The 17,208-nt window shown below is 66.5% G+C and carries 19 protein-coding genes; 13 read left to right on the top strand and 6 right to left on the bottom strand.

Annotated features, from left to right (window positions below; translation table 11 throughout):
• Positions 1-59 precede the first annotated feature (59 nt).
• The 9 genes from CGU34_RS01015 (at position 60) to lnt (ending at position 9,999) form a co-directional block, all read left to right on the top strand.
• On the top strand, positions 60-746 hold the full coding sequence (locus CGU34_RS01015; protein ID WP_332870605.1) for an HAD family hydrolase: 687 nt from the start codon (positions 60-62) through the stop codon (positions 744-746).
• A complete protein-coding gene (locus CGU34_RS01010) occupies positions 743-1,840 on the top strand; it encodes a tRNA (adenine-N1)-methyltransferase (RefSeq protein WP_100812976.1) in 1,098 nt (365 codons plus the stop codon). Before CGU34_RS01015 ends, CGU34_RS01010 begins: the two co-directional genes overlap by 4 nt.
• A 5-nt stretch (positions 1,841-1,845) precedes the next feature.
• On the top strand, positions 1,846-2,805 hold the full coding sequence (locus tag CGU34_RS01005; RefSeq protein WP_232711482.1) for an FKBP-type peptidyl-prolyl cis-trans isomerase: 960 nt from the start codon (positions 1,846-1,848) through the stop codon (positions 2,803-2,805).
• Between the two features lie 46 nt (positions 2,806-2,851).
• Positions 2,852-3,835 (top strand): helix-turn-helix transcriptional regulator, encoded by a 984-nt coding sequence (locus CGU34_RS01000; RefSeq protein ID WP_036296178.1) that lies wholly within the window; start codon positions 2,852-2,854, stop codon positions 3,833-3,835.
• Positions 3,832-4,779 (top strand): helix-turn-helix transcriptional regulator, encoded by a 948-nt coding sequence (locus tag CGU34_RS00995; RefSeq protein WP_100812974.1) that lies wholly within the window; start codon positions 3,832-3,834, stop codon positions 4,777-4,779. The genes CGU34_RS01000 and CGU34_RS00995 overlap by 4 nt, the downstream gene beginning before the upstream one ends.
• An 84-nt stretch (positions 4,780-4,863) precedes the next feature.
• On the top strand, positions 4,864-5,124 hold the full coding sequence (gene tatA / locus CGU34_RS00990; protein WP_100812973.1) for a Sec-independent protein translocase subunit TatA: 261 nt from the start codon (positions 4,864-4,866) through the stop codon (positions 5,122-5,124).
• A 66-nt stretch (positions 5,125-5,190) separates the two neighbouring features.
• Entirely contained in the window at positions 5,191-5,949 is a 759-nt protein-coding gene (tatC, locus tag CGU34_RS00985) for a twin-arginine translocase subunit TatC (RefSeq protein ID WP_100813203.1), read from the top strand.
• Positions 5,950-5,963: 14 nt separating this feature from the next.
• Positions 5,964-8,477, top strand: a complete 2,514-nt coding sequence (locus CGU34_RS00980; RefSeq protein ID WP_100813201.1) for a DEAD/DEAH box helicase — start codon at positions 5,964-5,966, stop codon at positions 8,475-8,477.
• A gap of 4 nt (positions 8,478-8,481) precedes the next feature.
• On the top strand, positions 8,482-9,999 hold the full coding sequence (gene lnt, locus CGU34_RS00975) for an apolipoprotein N-acyltransferase (protein ID WP_100813202.1): 1,518 nt from the start codon (positions 8,482-8,484) through the stop codon (positions 9,997-9,999).
• A gap of 70 nt (positions 10,000-10,069) precedes the next feature.
• Here lnt and CGU34_RS00970 read toward each other — a convergent pair whose 3' ends face one another.
• The 4 genes from CGU34_RS00970 to CGU34_RS00955 all read right to left on the bottom strand — a co-directional run bounded on the left by CGU34_RS00970 (position 10,070) and on the right by CGU34_RS00955 (position 12,827).
• A complete protein-coding gene (locus tag CGU34_RS00970) occupies positions 10,070-10,453 on the bottom strand; it encodes an RNA polymerase-binding protein RbpA (protein ID WP_036296185.1) in 384 nt (127 codons plus the stop codon).
• A gap of 149 nt (positions 10,454-10,602) precedes the next feature.
• A complete protein-coding gene (locus tag CGU34_RS00965) occupies positions 10,603-11,379 on the bottom strand; it encodes a glycerophosphodiester phosphodiesterase family protein (protein ID WP_100812972.1) in 777 nt (258 codons plus the stop codon).
• Between the two features lie 9 nt (positions 11,380-11,388).
• Positions 11,389-12,339 carry an SPFH domain-containing protein gene (locus CGU34_RS00960; RefSeq protein ID WP_100812971.1) on the bottom strand — a complete coding sequence of 317 codons (951 nt, stop codon included), beginning with the start codon at positions 12,337-12,339 and terminating at the stop codon, positions 11,389-11,391.
• Positions 12,336-12,827, bottom strand: coding sequence for an NfeD family protein (locus tag CGU34_RS00955; RefSeq protein WP_100812970.1), 492 nt, complete (start codon positions 12,825-12,827; stop codon positions 12,336-12,338). Before CGU34_RS00955 ends, CGU34_RS00960 begins: the two co-directional genes overlap by 4 nt.
• A 132-nt stretch (positions 12,828-12,959) precedes the next feature.
• Between CGU34_RS00955 and CGU34_RS00950 the strand changes: the two genes are divergently transcribed.
• Positions 12,960-13,718 carry an SDR family oxidoreductase gene (locus tag CGU34_RS00950; RefSeq protein WP_100812969.1) on the top strand — a complete coding sequence of 253 codons (759 nt, stop codon included), beginning with the start codon at positions 12,960-12,962 and terminating at the stop codon, positions 13,716-13,718.
• A gap of 69 nt (positions 13,719-13,787) precedes the next feature.
• On the opposite strand, the gene CGU34_RS00945 is transcribed toward CGU34_RS00950, so the two are convergent.
• Entirely contained in the window at positions 13,788-14,342 is a 555-nt protein-coding gene (locus CGU34_RS00945; protein WP_100812968.1) for an HdeD family acid-resistance protein, read from the bottom strand.
• Between the two features lie 95 nt (positions 14,343-14,437).
• Positions 14,438-15,361: an AEC family transporter gene (locus CGU34_RS00940; protein ID WP_100812967.1), complete on the bottom strand. Its 924-nt coding sequence runs from the start codon at positions 15,359-15,361 to the stop codon at positions 14,438-14,440.
• Positions 15,362-15,536: 175 nt separating this feature from the next.
• On the opposite strand from CGU34_RS00940, the gene CGU34_RS00935 reads away from it, so the two are divergent.
• The 3 genes from CGU34_RS00935 to CGU34_RS17295 are packed head-to-tail and all read left to right on the top strand — an operon-like array spanning position 15,537 to position 17,127.
• Positions 15,537-16,130, top strand: a complete 594-nt coding sequence (locus CGU34_RS00935) for a sulfite oxidase-like oxidoreductase (RefSeq protein WP_036296206.1) — start codon at positions 15,537-15,539, stop codon at positions 16,128-16,130.
• Positions 16,124-16,849, top strand: coding sequence for an FAD-binding oxidoreductase (locus CGU34_RS00930; protein ID WP_198517638.1), 726 nt, complete (start codon positions 16,124-16,126; stop codon positions 16,847-16,849). Before CGU34_RS00935 ends, CGU34_RS00930 begins: the two co-directional genes overlap by 7 nt.
• The gene (locus tag CGU34_RS17295) at positions 16,846-17,127 is read left to right on the top strand and encodes a DUF6510 family protein (protein ID WP_332870603.1); all 282 of its coding nucleotides are present in this window, start codon (positions 16,846-16,848) and stop codon (positions 17,125-17,127) included. The genes CGU34_RS00930 and CGU34_RS17295 overlap by 4 nt, the downstream gene beginning before the upstream one ends.
• Positions 17,128-17,208 lie beyond the last annotated feature (81 nt).

Here is a 17,208-nt window from a genome sequence, read left to right as displayed (position 1 = left end):
GGCGTTCAGGCTCGGGGACGGTCCAGGCTCGGCGCGGCGCCCTCGGTAGCATGGGGCGGGTGACCCATCCCCATCCGCGTGCTGTCCTCTGGGACATGGACGGAACCCTTGTTGACACCGAACCCCACTGGATGGCGGCCGAGACGCCGCTCGTCGAGAGCTTCGGGGGGACGTGGTCGCACGAACAGGCTTTGCAGCTCGTCGGCCTCGGACTCGAAGACGCGGCGCGCATCTTTCAGGCCGCTGGCGTGCGGATGAGTGTTCCGGAGATCATCGATCGTCTCACCGACGACGTATTGGCTTCGCTCGCGGCCGGCGGGGTACCGTTCCGTCCGGGTGCGCGCGAGTTGCTGATGGCGCTGCGCGAGGCGGGTATCCCCACGGCCCTCGTGACGATGTCGATGCGCCGGATGGCGACGTCGATCGTCGATCTGCTCGACTTCGACGCCTTCGATCTGATCGTCGCCGGTGACGACGTCGAACGCCCGAAGCCGTTCCCGGACCCGTATCTGAAGGCCGCGGAGCTCCTCGGCGTCGACATCAGCGACACGGTGGTCATCGAGGACTCCCCGAACGGGGTGCGCTCGGCGGTCGCGGCGGGCTGCACCGTCATCGGCGTGCCGAATCTCGTCTCGCTGGCGGGTACCGGTACCTCGGTCATCATCGAGACACTGGCCGGAATGGGCGTCGCGGATGTCGCACGTATGCATGCCGAACGCGGCCTGCACGCCGGGCACGTCGCATGACCGGCGCCGAGCAGCACGAGGGTCCGCGCACGTCCGGGCCGTTCGGCGCGGGTGATCGGGTACAGCTGACCGGTCCCAAAGGCCGCCTGCACACCATCACCCTGCGTGCCGGCGGCGAGTTGCACACGCACCACGGCGTTCTGCGTCACGAAGCACTCATCGGGCTGCCGGATGGTTCGGTCGTGGAGAACAGTGCGGGTCACGAGTACCTCGCGCTCCGTCCGCTCCTGCGCGATTTCGTGATGTCGATGCCGCGCGGTGCCGCGATCGTCTACCCGAAGGATGCGGCGCAGATCCTCGCGCAGGCGGACGTCTTCCCGGGCGCGACGGTCGTCGAGGCGGGCGTGGGCTCGGGCGCGCTGTCGCTGTGGTTGCTGCGGGCGATCGGCCCGGCCGGGCAGCTGGTCTCGTTCGAGCGTCGCGCGGACTTCGCGGAGGTTGCCCGGGCGAACGTCCAGACCTTCCTCGGCGAGGAGCCGCCGACCTGGCAGGTCGTCGTCGGCGATCTCGCCGAGGAGCTGCCCGCGGCGACCGAGCCCGCGAGTGTCGATCGCGTCGTGCTCGACATGCTGGCCCCCTGGGAGTGCATCGGTGTCGTTGCCGAGGCGCTTCGACCCGGCGGCGTCGTGATCTGCTACGTCGCCACGGCGACGCAGCTCTCGCGTGTCGCCGAGTTCTTGCGCGGCACGGCGCTGTTCACCGAACCCGAGTCATCCGAGACCATGGTGCGCGGATGGCACGTGGAGGGCCTTGCGGTCCGGCCCGACCATCGGATGGTCGCGCACACGGGCTTCTTGATCTCGGCTCGCCGTCTCGCTCCCGGAGCGATCGCGCCTGAGCAGAAACGCCGCGCCTCGAAGTCGAGCTACGGCGACGAAGACGTGGAGCTGTGGACACCGGGTGCCGTGGGCGACCGCGATATCACCGACAAGAACCTGCGCAAGCGGGTGCGGGAGGCGCAGCGTGCCGCCGACGCGCGGCGGATCGGTGACGGGACTGTCGACACCGCTGCAGACGATGGCTCGGACGTTGACTCTGACGCTGGCCCGGGCACTGCGCCTGACAGTGACGCCGAAGCGCCGACCGTAGACTGATGCCCGTGCGTAAATTCCTCGTAGCCGCGGTCGCGGTCGGTCTCGTCGGCGTCGGACTCGTCGGGTGCTCGTCGGCCGATTCGGCGGACACGTCGTGTGTACGGCCCGCCTCTCCGGAGACCGAACTGCCGGCAACCGTGACGGGCGCCTTCGGCTCCGAGCCCGAACTGGACGCGTATACCCCCGTGATCACGGACGAGACGGTCTGGACGGATCCCATCGAGGGTGACGGACTCGCCATCTCGGCGTCTGATCAGCTCGTGCTCGCAGACATCGTGCTCTTCGACGGGTCGACCGGGGAACGCCTCGGCGCGACCCTCTTCGACGGCGACGCGGCGCAGGCGCGCCCGCTGTCGGAATGGACCACGACGTTTCCGGGGCTCGAGGATTCCCTCGTCTGTGCCCGGGAGGGAAGCCGTGTCCTGACGCTGATGTCGAGCGCTTCGTTGCCGGCCGAGTCCGCGGCGAGCCTGGGCCTGACCGAGGACGGCACGGCGATCCTGTCCGTCGACCTGCAGAAGGTCTATCTGCCGAAGGCGGACGGTGCCGATCAGTTCGTGACCGAGAACGGCCTGCCGAGCGTCGTTCGCGCTCCCGATGGGCGTCCGGGCATCATCGTCCCCGACAGCGCCCCGCCGACGGATCTGAAGGTCGAGGTCCTCAAGAAGGGCACGGGCGCCGAGGTGACCGGGGACGTGCCTGTTCGCGTCGCGTACACCGGTGTGCTGTGGGACACGAAGGAAGAGTTCGACTCGTCGTGGGGCACAGCGCCGGTTTCGTTCTCGCTCGACCAGGTCGTGGAAGGGTTCGCGGAAGGCCTTCGCGGACAGACGGTCGGTTCGCAGGTGCTGATCGTCGTGCCGCCCGAGCTCGGCTACGGCGACCAGGCGAGCGGTGCGGTACCCGCGGACTCGACGCTCGTGTTCGTGGTCGACATCCTCGGACTCGACCAACTGCCGGAGTGATCCCGCGCCCCGTCTGGGGTTCCGTGCCCGCGCCTAGGATGGGTCCGTGCCGGAGAAGATAGCGCCCGAGGAGCGACTGCTCAGTCTGACCGTCGCGCTCATGGCGCACCGGTACGGGCTGACGAAGGAGCAGATCCTCTCGTCTGTTTCGGGGTACCGCGAGGCGCGCGCGGAGGGTCGCAGCTCCGACGCCCTCGAGAAGATGTTCGAACGCGACAAGGACGCTCTCCGCGACCTGGGCGTGCCGATCCACACGGTCGGGGATCACGCCGATCCCGACGACCTGCGCGAAGCCCGTTATCTGATCCCCAAGGCGGAATACCTGCTGCCCGAGGACATCACGTTCACGCCCGCCGAGGTGGCAGTGCTGAACCTCGCCGCCGCGGTGTGGGGCGAGAGCTCGATGTCGGCGGACGCGAGTGCCGCCCTCCGCAAGATCCGCGCGCTGGGAATCGATGTCGACGAGCCCATCATCGGGTTCGCCCCGCGCATCTCTGCGCGCGACCCGGCGTTCGGCCCGTTGCGTCAGGCCAACGATCAGGCGCGCGTTGTGCGGTTCACCTATGTCAAGCCGGGCGACGACGTTCCGCGTCTGCGAACCGTCGAACCGCACGCGCTGATCGAGTTCGAGGGTCGCTGGCACGTGCACGGCCTCGACCGCGATCTGGGGCAGACGCGCACCTTCTTGCTGTCGAGAATCGTCGGCGACGTCGTGGTGACCAAAGAAGGGTTCGATCCCGAGGCGCGCCTGGGTGCGGGGGAGCGTGCTCGGCTGGGACTCGAGAGCGTGTCGGCGCAGAACGTCGCCGAGTTGCACGTGCAGGATGCGACCGAGGCCGCCGTCCGTCTACGTCGGCGAGGCACGCGCGACGGAGACATCCTGCGCGTTCGATTCGTCGATATCCACGTGCTTGCCGATGAGCTCGCCTCGTATGGCCCCGAGGTACGTGTCGAGTCCCCGCCGGAGTTGCGCCGCGAGGTCATTGCGCGGTTGCAGCGAACTCTCGAGGCGCACGGGGTGAGCACATGAGTCCCGACAAACCGCTTCTTGCGATCGACCGCGTCGCGATCGTGATGAATCTCGTCCCGTACCTGGTGGAACGCGGACCCGTCTCGGTCACCGAAGCCGCTCGCGAGCTCGACGTGGCGCCCGATGTCCTGCGTAGCTTGGCCGAGGGGTTGGTCGTGATCGGCCTGCCCGACGGCATGCACAACGACCTGTTCGACATCGACTGGGACCTGCTCGACGAGCATGACGAACTGCAGTTGCTCAACACCGTCGCCTTCGAACGGGCCCCGCGACTCACGGCCCGCGAAGCTGCGGCGCTCCTGGCAGGGCTGCAGCTCGCGGGCGCAGCTCCGGGAGTCGCTGCGCAGGGTGTCGTGCCGGGGCTCATCGCGAAGCTCTCGCGCGGCGCGAGCACAGCGCCCGCCGAGTTGACGGTTGCGGCACATCCGGCGGACGAGGTGCGATCGGCCGTCATGGACGCGCTCGATCGCGGGTTAGCGGTGTCGTTCACGCATCAGAAACCGGATGCTTCGCCCACGACGCGCACGGTCGACCCGGTCAAGATTCTGGTCAAGGACGACCAGTGGTACCTGCGCGGCTGGTGCCACATGCGACGGGACATGAGGACGTTCCACCTCGAACGCGTGAGCGATGTCGTCGTCACCGACATCCCCGCCGGTGCCCACGATGATCCCGAGGCGAGCATCTTCGGCACAGCGGACGGCCCGCTCGAGGCGACCATCCGGTTCAGCTCGCATGTCGCTCCTCTTCTCGGGCAGTTCTTGGACCACGCCGTGGTGAAGGCCGAGGGCACGCGGTCGAGGGCGGCGCTTCGGGTCGCCGATCCCACGCAACTCAAGCGGCTGGCTGCGCGCCGCGGGGGAGAGGTCGAGATCGTTGCACCGGACGAAGCGCGCATCGCCGCTGTGGAGTGGGCGCGCGCCGGGCTTGCTCAGTACCGGTAGGTCGTCGCGCCTTCAGGTCTCCCCACACACACGCGGGGTAGACTGAAACCTGCGCACGTTCTGGCGATACGACGGAGAGAGCACATGCTAGGAAACCTGACTGGATGGCACCTGCTGATCCTCCTCGCCGTGATCCTTCTTCTTTTCGGTGCTGCCAAGCTTCCCGCGCTGGCGCGCAGCATGGGCCAGTCCGCCCGGGTTTTCCGGGGCGAGATGAAGGCTATGAAGGAAGAAGACGCGGCCTCCGAGACCGCGAAGTCAGACCAGACCGCCGCACCCTATCCGCCGTCGGCTACGGGGCTCACGCCGCCCCCGCCGGCTGGAAGCCCCGAAGCCAAGCCGTAGTCGAGCGTGGTCACGACCGACGCGGGCGCGACCGTCTCGGAGGACGAACCGCGCCGCGATAAGCGGATGTCTCTCGCGGCGCACCTCGTGGAGTTGCGCAAGCGGCTGATGATCGCTGCGCTTGCGCTCGTAGTCGGCATGGTCGTGGCCTTCTTCATCACCGGGCCGATCATCGATCTGCTGACGGTCCCGATCAGACAGATCGCGGAAGAAGAAGGCCGGACCTACGTCCAGCTCAACTTCGACACCGTCACGGGCGGGTTCGACCTTCGTCTGCGGATCTCGTTCGCGATCGGCCTGTTGATCTCGGCTCCCGTGTGGCTCTGGCAGATCTGGGCGTTCATCATGCCCGGTCTCACTCGCAAAGAGGTCCGTTACACCTGGTCGTTCCTCGGAGCGGCGATCCCTCTCTTCTTCGCGGGCTGCACGCTCGGTTTCTTCCTGCTGCCTCACGTCATCGAGCTCATGGCGAGCTTCGTTCCGACGGGGATGGCTCAGTTCTACAAGTACGACATCTACTACGACTTCGTGTTCAAGTTCCTGCTCGTGATCGGCGTCGCGTTCGTCTTGCCGGTCTTCCTCGTGGCGCTCAACCTCGCGGGGATCATGAGCGGTATCGCAATCCTGAAGGGCTGGCGGGTGGCGGTCATCATCTCCACGACGTTCGCCGCACTGGCGACCCCGGCGGCAGACATCGCCTCCATGCTCCTTCTTGCCGGAATGATGATCATCCTGTATCTCGCCGCGGCTGGACTCTCGGTACTGTTCGATCGACGTCGCAACAAGCGCCAGCCTCTTCTGCCAACGCCCGGGCTCGACGGGTGAGTCCCTCGGCGGAGATCCCGTCCCCGGCGGAAAGGTTCGCCGCGGCGCGCGAAGCGCAGCGTCACCCCGTCACCTCAGCCTTTGCCGAAGCTCAGCCGTTCGACCTCGATCCGTTCCAGATCGCCGGATGCCAGGCGCTTGAAGAGGGTCGCAGCGTGCTGGTCGCCGCCCCGACCGGCGCGGGCAAGACGATCGTGGGCGAGTTCGCCATCCATCTCGCAATGCTGTCGCCCCGTGGCAAGGCGTTCTACACGACGCCGATGAAGGCGCTCTCGAACCAGAAGTTCCGTGAGCTGCAACAGGTCTACGGAGCCGACCAGGTCGGGCTGCTGACGGGCGACACCAACATCAACGGCAACGCCCGGGTCGTCGTCATGACGACGGAGGTGCTGCGGAACATGCTCTACGCCGACTCGCCCGCACTGCGCGATCTTGCGTTCGTCGTGATGGATGAGGTCCACTACCTCGCCGACCGCTTCCGCGGTGCCGTGTGGGAGGAAGTCATCATCCACCTGCATCGCTCGGTGCGGCTGGTCTCACTGTCGGCCACCGTGTCCAATGCGGAGGAGTTCGGTGACTGGCTCGACACGGTCCGCGGCGACACCGAGGTCATCGTGTCCGAGATCCGGCCCGTTCCCCTGGAACAGCACGTGCTGGTACGAACCGATCTGCTACCGCTCTTCGACGACCGCGCGGGCATTGCGACCGCCCAGGTCAATCAAGAACTCATGCGGATCCGTTCGCCCAAGGGCCCGAACTTCGAGAACAATCGCCGCGCACAGAGCATGAACAGCGCCCGCCAGACCGGTCGTTACGAGCAGTCGCGGGGGCGTCCTCACAAAACTGGTCAACGGTCGGCTGGTCAACGGTCAGGCGGTCAGCGTCCGGTTCGGCCGAGTAACGTGCAGCGCATCGAGCGGATGGACCGCCCCGAGGTGGTCGAATTGCTCCGCCGCAACAATCTGCTGCCCGCCATCTTCTTCATCTTCAGTCGCGCGGGGTGCGAGCAGGCCGTGGCCCAGGTCCGTCGCGCGAACCTCCGTCTGACGACGCCCGAAGAACGAGCCGAGATTCGGGCTGTCGTGGAGGATCGCACACGCTCGCTCCCCGACGAGGATCTTGCCGTCCTCGGCTTTTGGGAGTGGCGCGAGAATCTCGAGCGGGGCGTCGCGGCGCACCATGCCGGCATCCTGCCCGCTTTCAAAGAGGTCGTCGAAGAGCTCTTCCAGCGCAAGCTCGTGCGGGCCGTGTTCGCGACCGAGACCCTTGCGCTGGGCATCAACATGCCCGCCCGCACCGTGGTGCTCGAGAAGCTCGAGAAGTTCAACGGCGAGGCGCGCGTCGCGATCACGTCGGGGGAGTACACCCAGCTGACCGGACGAGCCGGGCGGCGGGGAATCGACGTCGAGGGCCACGCGGTCATCCAGTGGACCGAGGGGCTCGACCCGCAGGCGGTTGCGGCGCTCGCGTCGCGACGCACGTATCCGTTGCACTCGAGCTTCCGCCCGACGTACAACATGGCCGTCAACCTGATCGACCGGTACGGTCGAGCACGCGCCCGCGAGCTGCTCGAATCCTCGTTCGCACAGTTCCAGGCCGACCGTGCCGTCGTGGGCCTCGCCCGCCAGGTGCGCGAGCAGGAAGAGTCGCTTAACGGCTACGCGAAGTCGATGACCTGCGATCGCGGCGACTTCGCCGAGTATTCGGGCATCCGGCGCGAACTGAGCGATCTCGAGAAACAGAACCGCGGAGAGTTCCTCGGTTCAAAGGGTGCGCGCGAGCGCCGGCAGACTCAGATCCGCGATCTGCGCACGCGGATGCAGAGACATCCGTCGCACACCTGCCCGGATCGTGAGGCGCACGCCCGCTGGGCCGAGCGGTACTGGAAGCTCAAGCGACAGATCGATAAGACCCGACGCGAGATCGACACCCGCACGGGTACGGTCGCGCGGCAGTTCGACCGCGTCACCGATGTGCTCGCCGCGCTCGACTACTTGCGCGTGGGGGAGGACGGCGGAACCACGCTGACCGCTGCGGGGCGCACGATGCGCCGGATTTACGGTGAACGCGACCTTCTTGTTGCTGAGTCGCTGCGACGTGGTCTGTGGGACCGGTTGGATGCGCCGTCGCTGGCCGCCCTCGCCAGTTGCCTCGTCTACGAACCGCGCCGCGACTCGGCGGGCCCGGGCGAGCACGGGCTGCCCGGCGGCGAGTTCCGCGTCGCCTTGAGCGCCACGGAAGAGCTCTGGTCTGACCTGGACGACCTCGAGCGCGAGCATCGCCTGCCGGGATCAGAGCCCCTCGCCACGGGTCTCGCCCGCGCGATCCGCGCCTGGGCGCGCGGGATGCCCTTGGACCGTGTTCTGGAAGACGCCGATATGGCTGCGGGAGACTTCGTGCGGTGGTGCAAACAGTTGATCGATCTGCTCGATCAGCTTTCGATCGTGGCCGACGGCGAGTTGGGACGCACGGCACGAACCGCGCTCGATGCGGTGCGGCGCGGAATCGTTGCCTACTCGGGTGTCTGAGCTCATGCCCCGGCCCCTCCTGCCGCTGTGGGCCGCCGTCCTCACTTCGGTCGCGGGCGGGTTTGCGCTCGATCTGGCCTATCCCGACGTCGCGTGGTGGCCCGCAGCTTTCGTCGCCGTGGTGCTTGCGCTCATCTCCATCATCGGACGGGGGGTTTGGGGTGCTGTCCTGGTGGGGTTCGCTTTCGCGGCTCCGTTCTTCCTCTCGAACCAGGTTTTCACGGCGCGGTATCTCGGCCCCGTTCCCTGGCTTGCACTGTCGTTGTTCGAGGCGGCCATCACCGCCGTACTGACCGTCTTGATCGCGTTGGCCTATCGCTGGCTGCCCCGTGTGCTGCCGGGACTGTGGTCACGCCTGATTGCGCTGCCGGCCCTCGTCGCCGGCTTGTGGTGCGTACGCGAACTGGTCGTCGGGACGTGGCCGTATGGCGGGTATCCCTGGGGCCGGGTGGGCATAACTCAGACAAACGGGCCCTTTGCGGAGGCCGCGTCCTGGCTGGGCGTCACAGGATTGTCTTTCCTGGTGGTGGCAGCCTGCGCTGCGCTGATCGAGTACGCGCGCGCCGCGAGGTTCCGAGATCTGCGTACCGCGGCGCCCACGGCGGTGGTCATCCTGCTGATCACCGTTGCGCCGCAGTTTCCGACCACAGACGCGGGGACCCTGCGTGTGGGATCCGTTCAGGGGAACGGTCCGTCGGGCTACTTCGACGGTGCTCCGGCGAATGCGGTACTCGCCGCGCAGCTCGCCGCCACTCGGCCGCTCTATGGCCAAGAGATGGACGTGCTGCTGTGGCCCGAGGGTGGCCTGGACTCCGATCCGCTGAACAACTCGGACACCGCGAGAACGCTCGACAACGTGTCCGAGCGTGTCGATGCGCCGCTGATCGTGAACGCCGCCACCGAACGCGACGGACTGTTCTTCAACACGTCGATACTGTGGAAGGCGGGGGAGGGCGCGGTTGCCACGTACGACAAGAGACACCCCGTGCCGTTCGGTGAATACGTTCCGGACCGCTGGTTCTACCGCCTGTTCGCGCCCGACCTGATCGACCTGATCCAGCGCGAGTACACACCGGGCACCGATGCGCCGCTCTTCGATGTCGATGGAGTCGGTGTCGGCCTCGCGATCTGTTTCGACGTCATCTACGACGAGGTCATCTGGAACGGGGCCCGCGAGGGCGCACAGGTGTACATGTTCCAGACGAACAATGCGGACTTCCGGGGGACGGACGAGAACGTGCAACAGCTCGCGTTCGCCCGCATGCGCGCGATCGAAACGGGTCGGGCCGTGGTGAACCTGTCGACCGTGGGCACGAGCCAGGTGATCGCGCCGGACGGCGTTGTGATCGACGGTCTTCCCGTGGACGAAGCCGGATACATGCTCACCGAGGTTCCCCTGCGAACCGGACTGACTCCGGCCGTGGTGATGGGCGACGCGGTGCCGATCGGGATCGCGGCCGCGAGCCTGTTGTCGCTCGCGGGACTGGGGCTGTTGCTGAGAACGCGCAGGCGCGCGGTGTGAGAACTGTCGGCCAGACATGAAGAAGGGACCGGATGCCGAAGCACCCGGTCCCTTCTCGGTGGCGTGTGGGCTACGCCCCGAGCAGCAGGCTGTCGGGGTTCTGGCCGGCACCGCGCCGTGCCCGCAGGTACGCGAGGCGTTCTTCGAGGAGTTCCTCGAGCTCGGCGCGTGAACGACGCTCGAGCAGCATGTCCCAGTGCGTACGCGGAATCTTGTCGGCGCTGTGATCGATCGTCACGGCCTCGTTGTCAACGACCAGTGCGGCCTCGGCACCGCATGTGCGGCACTCCCAGGCTTCCGGTGCCTCGGCGTCCGCCGCGAACACCAGCTTGGTCTCTCGTTCGCACACGGTACACGCGTAGGTGTACTCCGTGCGTTCCATGAATACGACGCCCTCTTCGCTCTGTAGGCTCTGGGCGCCGAGACGCATGCCCCGTAGGCTGCGATCTGCCATCGTGTGGTCTCCTCGGCGTGTGTATGACGGAGTCGTATGACTCCTTCCTCCGGTATAACGCCATGACCTGGGTGGATCATCCGAACGGGCCGTGCCGCCGGGGCATTCCCAGTCAACGCACAGAGTCACGGCCTGCGCGAGTGACGTGGCTACCTCAATGCGTCGAGCGCGACGTCCGCCCTATCGGTGACGATCCCGTCCACTCCTCGTCGCACCAGGCGGCGCATGTCCGCCGGATCGTTCACGGTCCAGACGTGCACCTCTACGCCCGCCGCGTGCGCGGCACGGACGAGCCGCGGTGTGAGGACGCGAAAGCGCCCGTGGCGTTCGGGGATCTGGATGGCGTCCAGTCCCGCGAACAGTCGAGTAGTGGCGCGCGCGGGAAGGATGGCCAGCGCGGCGACGAGCCGGCCGATGGTGGCGGTGCCAGCGGATGTCGCGGGTCTCACGGCTCCGGCGGCAGAGCGTGCTGTGGCCAGCGCGGCGCGACGCCGCCGGTCCGAGAAGCTCGTGAGCAGGACCCGCGCGCCGTGCTCGGCGACCTCGCGTCCGACCGAGGCAGCTGCCGCCGCGGCTTTGACGTCGAGATTGAAGCGGAGGGTGGGAAAGGCCTCGAGCGCCTGGCTCAAAGTCGCGAGACCGCCGCGCGATGCCATCAGGTCCTGGAGTTCGCCCAACTCGACATCCGCTATCGGGCGGGGGTCGCCGGCGACGCGTTTCAGGTCGTTGTCGTGGAAGAGGACGACGGCACCGTCGCGGGTGACATGGCAGTCGGATTCGACGTACAGGACGCCTGTGGCGTGTGCCTGCGCCAGGGCCGCGAAAGAGTTCTCTACGATTCCCTCACGCGCCGTGCGCGGCGTGACGAGCCCGCGATGAGCCAGCACGCGGGGCGTGCGCGCACTGGCGAACCAGGGGTGGCTCACGAGAGACGGTCAGGCGAGCGGAGGAACGCGACCGCTCGGCGCCGGGGGAGCGGGCTGCTCGGGTGTCGCCGGCTTCACACCGAAGGCGCTTGTGATGCCACTGAGCGCAGCGGTGAACTCGCTGGGAATGATCCAGAGCTTGTTCGATTCACCCTCACTGATCTTCGGCAACATCTGCAGGTACTGGTAGGCCAGGAGTTTCTCGTCTGGGTCGCCTACGTGGATGGCGTGGAAGACGGTCTGGATCGCCTGAGCCTCGCCCTCGGCGCGCAGAACCGCCGCGGCTTTGTCTCCCTCGGCGCGGAGGATCTCGGCCTGGCGAGCGCCCTCGGCGGTCAAGATCGCAGATTGTTTCGTGCCCTCGGCCGTCAGGATGAGAGCGCGTCGGTCACGCTCGGCACGCATCTGCTTCTCCATCGAATCCTGGATGGAGGCGGGCGGGTCGATCGCTTTCAGCTCGACGCGACCGACGCGGATGCCCCACTTGCCGGTCGCCTCGTCCAGCACGATGCGCAGCTTCTGGTTGATCTCATCGCGGCTCGTCAGCGCTTCTTCGAGGTTCAGGCCTCCGACGACGTTACGAAGCGTCGTGGTCGTCAGTTGTTCGACGGCACCGAGATAGTTGTTGATCTCGTAGGTGGCCGCGCGGGGGTCCGTCACTTGGAAGTAGATGACCGTGTCGATCGAGACGACGAGGTTGTCTTCGGTGATGACGGGCTGCGGGGGAAACGATACGACCTGCTCGCGCAGATCGATCAGGGGGCGAACTCGGTCGATGAACGGCACCAGCACGTTCAGCCCCGGCATGAGGGTGCGGCGGTAGCGCCCGAGTCGCTCGACGACTCCCGCGGAGGCTTGCGGAATGATGCGGATCGACCGAGCGATGACGACGACGACGAAGATGAAAACGACGAGCGCAAGCGCCCATCCGATCGCGGTGGGGATGATGTCCTCGATCATGCGGGGAAGTCCTCCTGGATTGCTTGCGTTGTTTCGACCGGCTGCACGATGGCGGTGGCTCCATCGATCAGCGTGACGGTGACCGCGACGCCGGGGGTGATCTCGATCGCCGTCGCTGCGCGGGCCGTCCACGTTTCGCCATTCGCGAGGCGGACCTGCCCGCCCATCGGACCGACGGTGGAGACGACGACACCGAGCATGCCGCGAAGTGCATCAATATTGCTGAGCGCAGGATCCTCACCCCGCCGCAGGCGTCGCAGCAGGGGCGGCCGGAGCACGAGCAGGAGAAGAGCGGCGACAGCGGCGGCGATGATGACCTGCAGCCAGAGTGGCGCACCCGCGAAGTCCGAGGCCAGGCCAGCGACACCGCCGAGTCCCAGCATCAGGAAGGTCATTTCGAGCGTCAAAGTCTCGATCGTGAAGAAGACGAGGATCAGAACGATCCATCCGATCCACGCGAACTGCTCGATGTTCTGGATGAGTTCCATGGGAAGCCTCCTCCTCAACGAACCTAGCACGCGGTAGTGCCCGAAAGGCCGGGGGACTTGCCGTAAGAACGGGCGATCAACGCCCACTTGGTAGGGTCGAGAACGTCTCACCCCGCCACCCCAGGAGTACGCATGTCACAGCCCCTCGCACCCGGTTCGCTCGCAGGAAAGCGGGTGCTCGTGACGGGCTCATCCCGCGGAATCGGTGCCGATACGGTCCGATACCTCGCCGAGGCGGGCGCGGACGTCGTCATCAACTTCCGCAACAAGGCGCCCCGGGCCGAGAAGCTCGCCGCTCAGGTCCGCGAGCTCGGTGTTCGCGCGCTCGTCATCGGCGCGGACCTCACCGACGCCGATTCGGTCGGCACGATGTACGCCGAGGTGGAGCGGGAGTTCGGTGGACTCGACATCCTGGTCCTGAACGCCTCGGGGGGCATGGAGAGCGGAATGGGCGAGGACTACGCGCTCCTGCTCAACCGTGATGCCCAAGTCGGTGCGCTGCAGCGCGCACTGCCGCTGCTCGGTGCGGGCTCACGCGTCGTGTTCGTGACGAGCCACCAGGCCCACTTCATCCGTACGACGCCGACGATGCCCGAGTACGAACCCGTCGCTTTGTCGAAGCGCGCGGGCGAAGATGCGCTGCGTGAACTCATCCCCGATCTGACGGAGCGCGGGATCGAGTTCGTCGTCGTTTCGGGCGACATGATCGAGGGGACCATCACGGCCACCCTGCTCGAGCGGGCAAACCCCGGCGCCATCGCCTCGCGGCGCGAATCCGCCGGCAAGCTCTACAACGTGGGCGAGTTCGCCGCCGAGATCGCGCGCGCGGCTGTCGATCCGATTCCGGAGGACAACACGCGCCTCGTCGGGGACACCACCGACTTCGGCTGACCTGCCGCACGAAAAAGCGCGCATCCCGTCGTCGGGGATGCGCGCTTTTCGCGTGTTGCGAACGATCGGCTACAGCGACTTGAAGCTGAACGCGCGGACGATCTGAATGATGCCGAGCACGACGAGCGAGATGCCGAGCAGCCACCAGAGCACCACGGCGCCCCAGATGGGGGAGAAGAGCAGAACGATGCCGGCGATGATGCTGATGATCGCGAAGAACACCGTCCAGCCCTTCGATGCCGAGCCGCCGAGGGTCGTGAGTGCCACGACGCCTTCGACGATCCACATGATGCCGACGAGAATGCCGAGGAACAGCGCGAGCCACGCAGCGGTTGCGCCGAGGTTGAAGAAGGCGATGATGCCGGCGATGACGTAGATCACGCCGAGCACAATGTGGCCGACGCGTGCCCAACCGCCCATCGACTTCGAGAAGATGCCGAGACCGGCATATACGAGGCCGCCGACGATTGCGTAGACCGCGATGATGGCGGTGACGACGATCGCGGTGCGTCCGGGCCAGACGAGGATGAGGATACCCACGATGAGCGCGATGGCACCGCTCAGGCCGAGGGCGGTGCGGATGCCGTTGACGGCAGCCTTTTCAACGGGAATGTCGGTGGACATGGGAGTGTCCTTTCTGGGAAATACCTGTGAGACACCAGGTTAGCGCTGTCATGGCGTCGTGCACAGGTAGTCGGCGAGTGCGTGTCGTCTGACTTTTACGACAGCAGGAACGCGACGATCAGCAGCACCGGGATGCATCCGATCGTCGTCAAGAAAATCGTGTCGCGCGCGATGCGTTCGCCGACGTCGTAGCGCTGCGCGAAATTGAAGACGTTCTGCGCGGTTGGCAGCGCGGCCAACACGACGACCGACAGAACCTGGTCGCGGGGGAGCGCGAACACGAACTGCGCGAGCGCCCACGCGACGAGCGGCATCGCGACGAGTTTGAGCCCACTGGCCAACAAGATGTCGCGGCGGCGCCCTTTCGTCGTCAGCACCCGGGCCCCGGGCAGGGAGAGGCCGTACGAGATCAACAAGATGGGAACGCATGCGCCCGCGATCAGTGCGATCGGCTCCCACACGACGGGTGGCAACTGGATCCCGGTGAGCGCCACGACGACACCGAGCGCCGCGCCGATGAGCATCGGGTTACGGGCTGTCTGCCTGAGGATGCGCCCGACGGATGGCGCCGACGCGCTGGTCGACGCGTCGAGCAACACGAGAGCGATCGGCATGAAGACGAGCAACTGGGCGAGGATCACGGGTGCCGAGAATGCGGCGTTGCCCAGCAGGTAGAGCGCGATCGGAATGCCGATGTTGTTCGCATTCACGTAGCCGGAACCGAGCGCACCCACAACGGTGTCTCCCAGCCCGCGTCGCCAGAGCAAGCGAGCGAGGACCGCGTAGACCGCGAACATCGAGATCGCTGTCAGCGCCGAGACGGGCAGGAGCGCGGAGAACAGCGTCGGTATATCCGCCTCGGCCAGGACCACGAACAGCAGGAATGGCGAGAGAACGAAGAAGGTCAGACGAGACAGGACAAAGCGTGCGTGCTCGCCGAGTAGTCCCTGTCGTCCGAGAACATAACCCAGCGCGATGGCGAGTCCGACGACGGCGAACCCGGTGAGGATCCCACTCACTGCGTACGGCTTCCGCCGGGGAGGCGCAGTGCGTGGGGGAGTGTCACGACTCGAGCGTAACGATTTGCGACGATCCGCTGTGTCGCGGACGAGGTGCGCTCGGATACGCTGTGGCTCGGACTTGCCCCAACCGGGCACGATTTCGGAGCCCGATCGGGCGTGACGGGAGGCTGACGTGGCGATCTTCTCGCGAGGATTCGGTGAGCGACGACGTGAGAGCGATCCGCGACTCCCGCCGGGCCAGTACCTCACCGCTGACTTCCCGGTGCTCTCTGCCGGTCCGACGCCCCGGATCGACACGGGGGAGTGGGCCTTCTCGATTGGCACGGAGAAGGGTGTCGTCACCAACTGGACGTGGGACGAGATCCACGCGCTGCCGATCGAGGATGTGCACACCGACATCCATTGCGTCACACGCTGGTCGAAGTTGGAAACGACGTGGCGGGGTGTTTCGCTCGACACGCTCTTCGCCGGAATCGACACAGCCGATGAATACGTCATGGTCCACTCCTACGGTGGCTATACGACGAACCTCGCTCTCGAAGATCTGCTCGGCGGTAAGTCGTGGATCGCGTTCGAGTTCGACGGTGAGCCGCTCGATCCCGAGCACGGCGGCCCCGCACGGCTGCTCGTGCCGCACCTGTACTTCTGGAAGAGCGCCAAGTGGGTTCGGGGCATCACGCTGCAGGCGCACGATGACCCGGGATTCTGGGAGCAGAACGGGTACCACACCCACGGTGACCCCTGGACCGAGGAACGCTATTGGTAAACCCTCGTACGTGGGCCGTCGCGCAGGTTGCGGACGTCACGAAAGTCACTCCCAATGCGCGGGTTCTGGGCATCGATGTGCCCGGATGGCCGGGCAATCTTCCGGGTCAACATGTCGACGTCCGTTTGACCGCGGAGGACGGCTATCAAGCGGTGCGCTCGTACTCTCTGGGCACGTCGGGTCAGGGCGAGCGGATCGAGCTCGCGGTGGACGCGCACCCTGAGGGCGAGGTGTCGCCGTATCTGGTGCATGACGCGCAACCAGGGGACCACGTCGAGATCCTCGGTCCGCTCGGCGGGTACTTCGTCTGGCGGGACGAGGATGCGTCGGCTGTTCAGCTGATCGCGGGGGGATCGGGGATCGTGCCGCTCCGTGCCATCGCCCGCGCCCGGGCTGCCGCCGGCACAGGCCAACCGTTCCGCTTGTTGTATTCGGTCAAGTCGCCGGAAGATGCGATATATCGCGATGATCTGATGATGCTGGGGGAGCAGGGGATCGATCTCACCTGGGCGTTCACGCAGCATGCTCCCGCGGGCTGGCCGGGTGTCGTCGGACGACTGAATGCCGAAACGATCGCCGCGGCAGTCTTTCCCGCGACGGATTCGCCCACGGTGTACGTCTGTGGGCCGACGGCGTTCGTCGAGGTCGTCTCGCGTCGACTTGTCGAGCTCGGCCACGATCCGGCACGCATCAAAACCGAACGATTCGGGGGCGGATGATGGATCCACACAGGCGTGCGGCTCACGCCGACCATGTTGATGGCAATGTGCTGGCTGGCGCTCTGGAGCGTCTGTTCGGTGGCGAACCGACCGGGATGATCGCCGTATGTGGCGCATGCGGAACGGCGGCTCGGATTGCGGAGGCCTGGGTGGAGATCGACGACACCGCGGCGATCGTCCGTTGTCGCTCGTGCACGAAGACTCTTGCCACCCTGATGTTTGCGGACGATCCGCCACGGCTCGTCGTCTCTGCGCTGGGAGAACTCCGGGGGTCTTGAGATACGGCCTTCGTGCCACTCTCGAGGCCTGTGGATAATCGCCGATAATGCACATTATGTCAGTTCGTATGAGAATTGACT

Origin of the sequence: Microbacterium lacus, assembly GCF_002812805.1 — a bacterium.
Lineage (GTDB): Bacteria > Actinomycetota > Actinomycetes > Actinomycetales > Microbacteriaceae > Microbacterium > Microbacterium lacus_A.
Note: the sequence above shows the minus strand (reverse complement) of the source record. Positions and strands in the feature narration are given on the sequence as shown.

Bases quoted from the DNA above. Each gene is read 5' to 3' on its own strand.
- CGU34_RS00945 (WP_100812968.1), bottom strand. From the start codon at position 14,342: ATGTCCACCGACATTCCCGTTGAAAAGGCTGCCGTCAACGGCATCCGC.
- CGU34_RS00955 (WP_100812970.1), bottom strand. From the start codon at position 12,827: ATGGAACTCATCCAGAACATCGAGCAGTTCGCGTGGATCGGATGGATC.
- CGU34_RS00995 (WP_100812974.1), top strand. From the start codon at position 3,832: ATGAGTCCCGACAAACCGCTTCTTGCGATCGACCGCGTCGCGATCGTG.
- CGU34_RS00950 (WP_100812969.1), top strand. From the start codon at position 12,960: ATGTCACAGCCCCTCGCACCCGGTTCGCTCGCAGGAAAGCGGGTGCTC.
- CGU34_RS17295 (WP_332870603.1), top strand. From the start codon at position 16,846: ATGATGGATCCACACAGGCGTGCGGCTCACGCCGACCATGTTGATGGC.
- CGU34_RS00970 (WP_036296185.1), bottom strand. From the start codon at position 10,453: ATGGCAGATCGCAGCCTACGGGGCATGCGTCTCGGCGCCCAGAGCCTA.
- CGU34_RS00960 (WP_100812971.1), bottom strand. From the start codon at position 12,339: ATGATCGAGGACATCATCCCCACCGCGATCGGATGGGCGCTTGCGCTC.
- lnt (WP_100813202.1), top strand. From the start codon at position 8,482: ATGCCCCGGCCCCTCCTGCCGCTGTGGGCCGCCGTCCTCACTTCGGTC.
- tatC (WP_100813203.1), top strand. From the start codon at position 5,191: ATGTCTCTCGCGGCGCACCTCGTGGAGTTGCGCAAGCGGCTGATGATC.
- tatA (WP_100812973.1), top strand. From the start codon at position 4,864: ATGCTAGGAAACCTGACTGGATGGCACCTGCTGATCCTCCTCGCCGTG.
- CGU34_RS01010 (WP_100812976.1), top strand. From the start codon at position 743: ATGACCGGCGCCGAGCAGCACGAGGGTCCGCGCACGTCCGGGCCGTTC.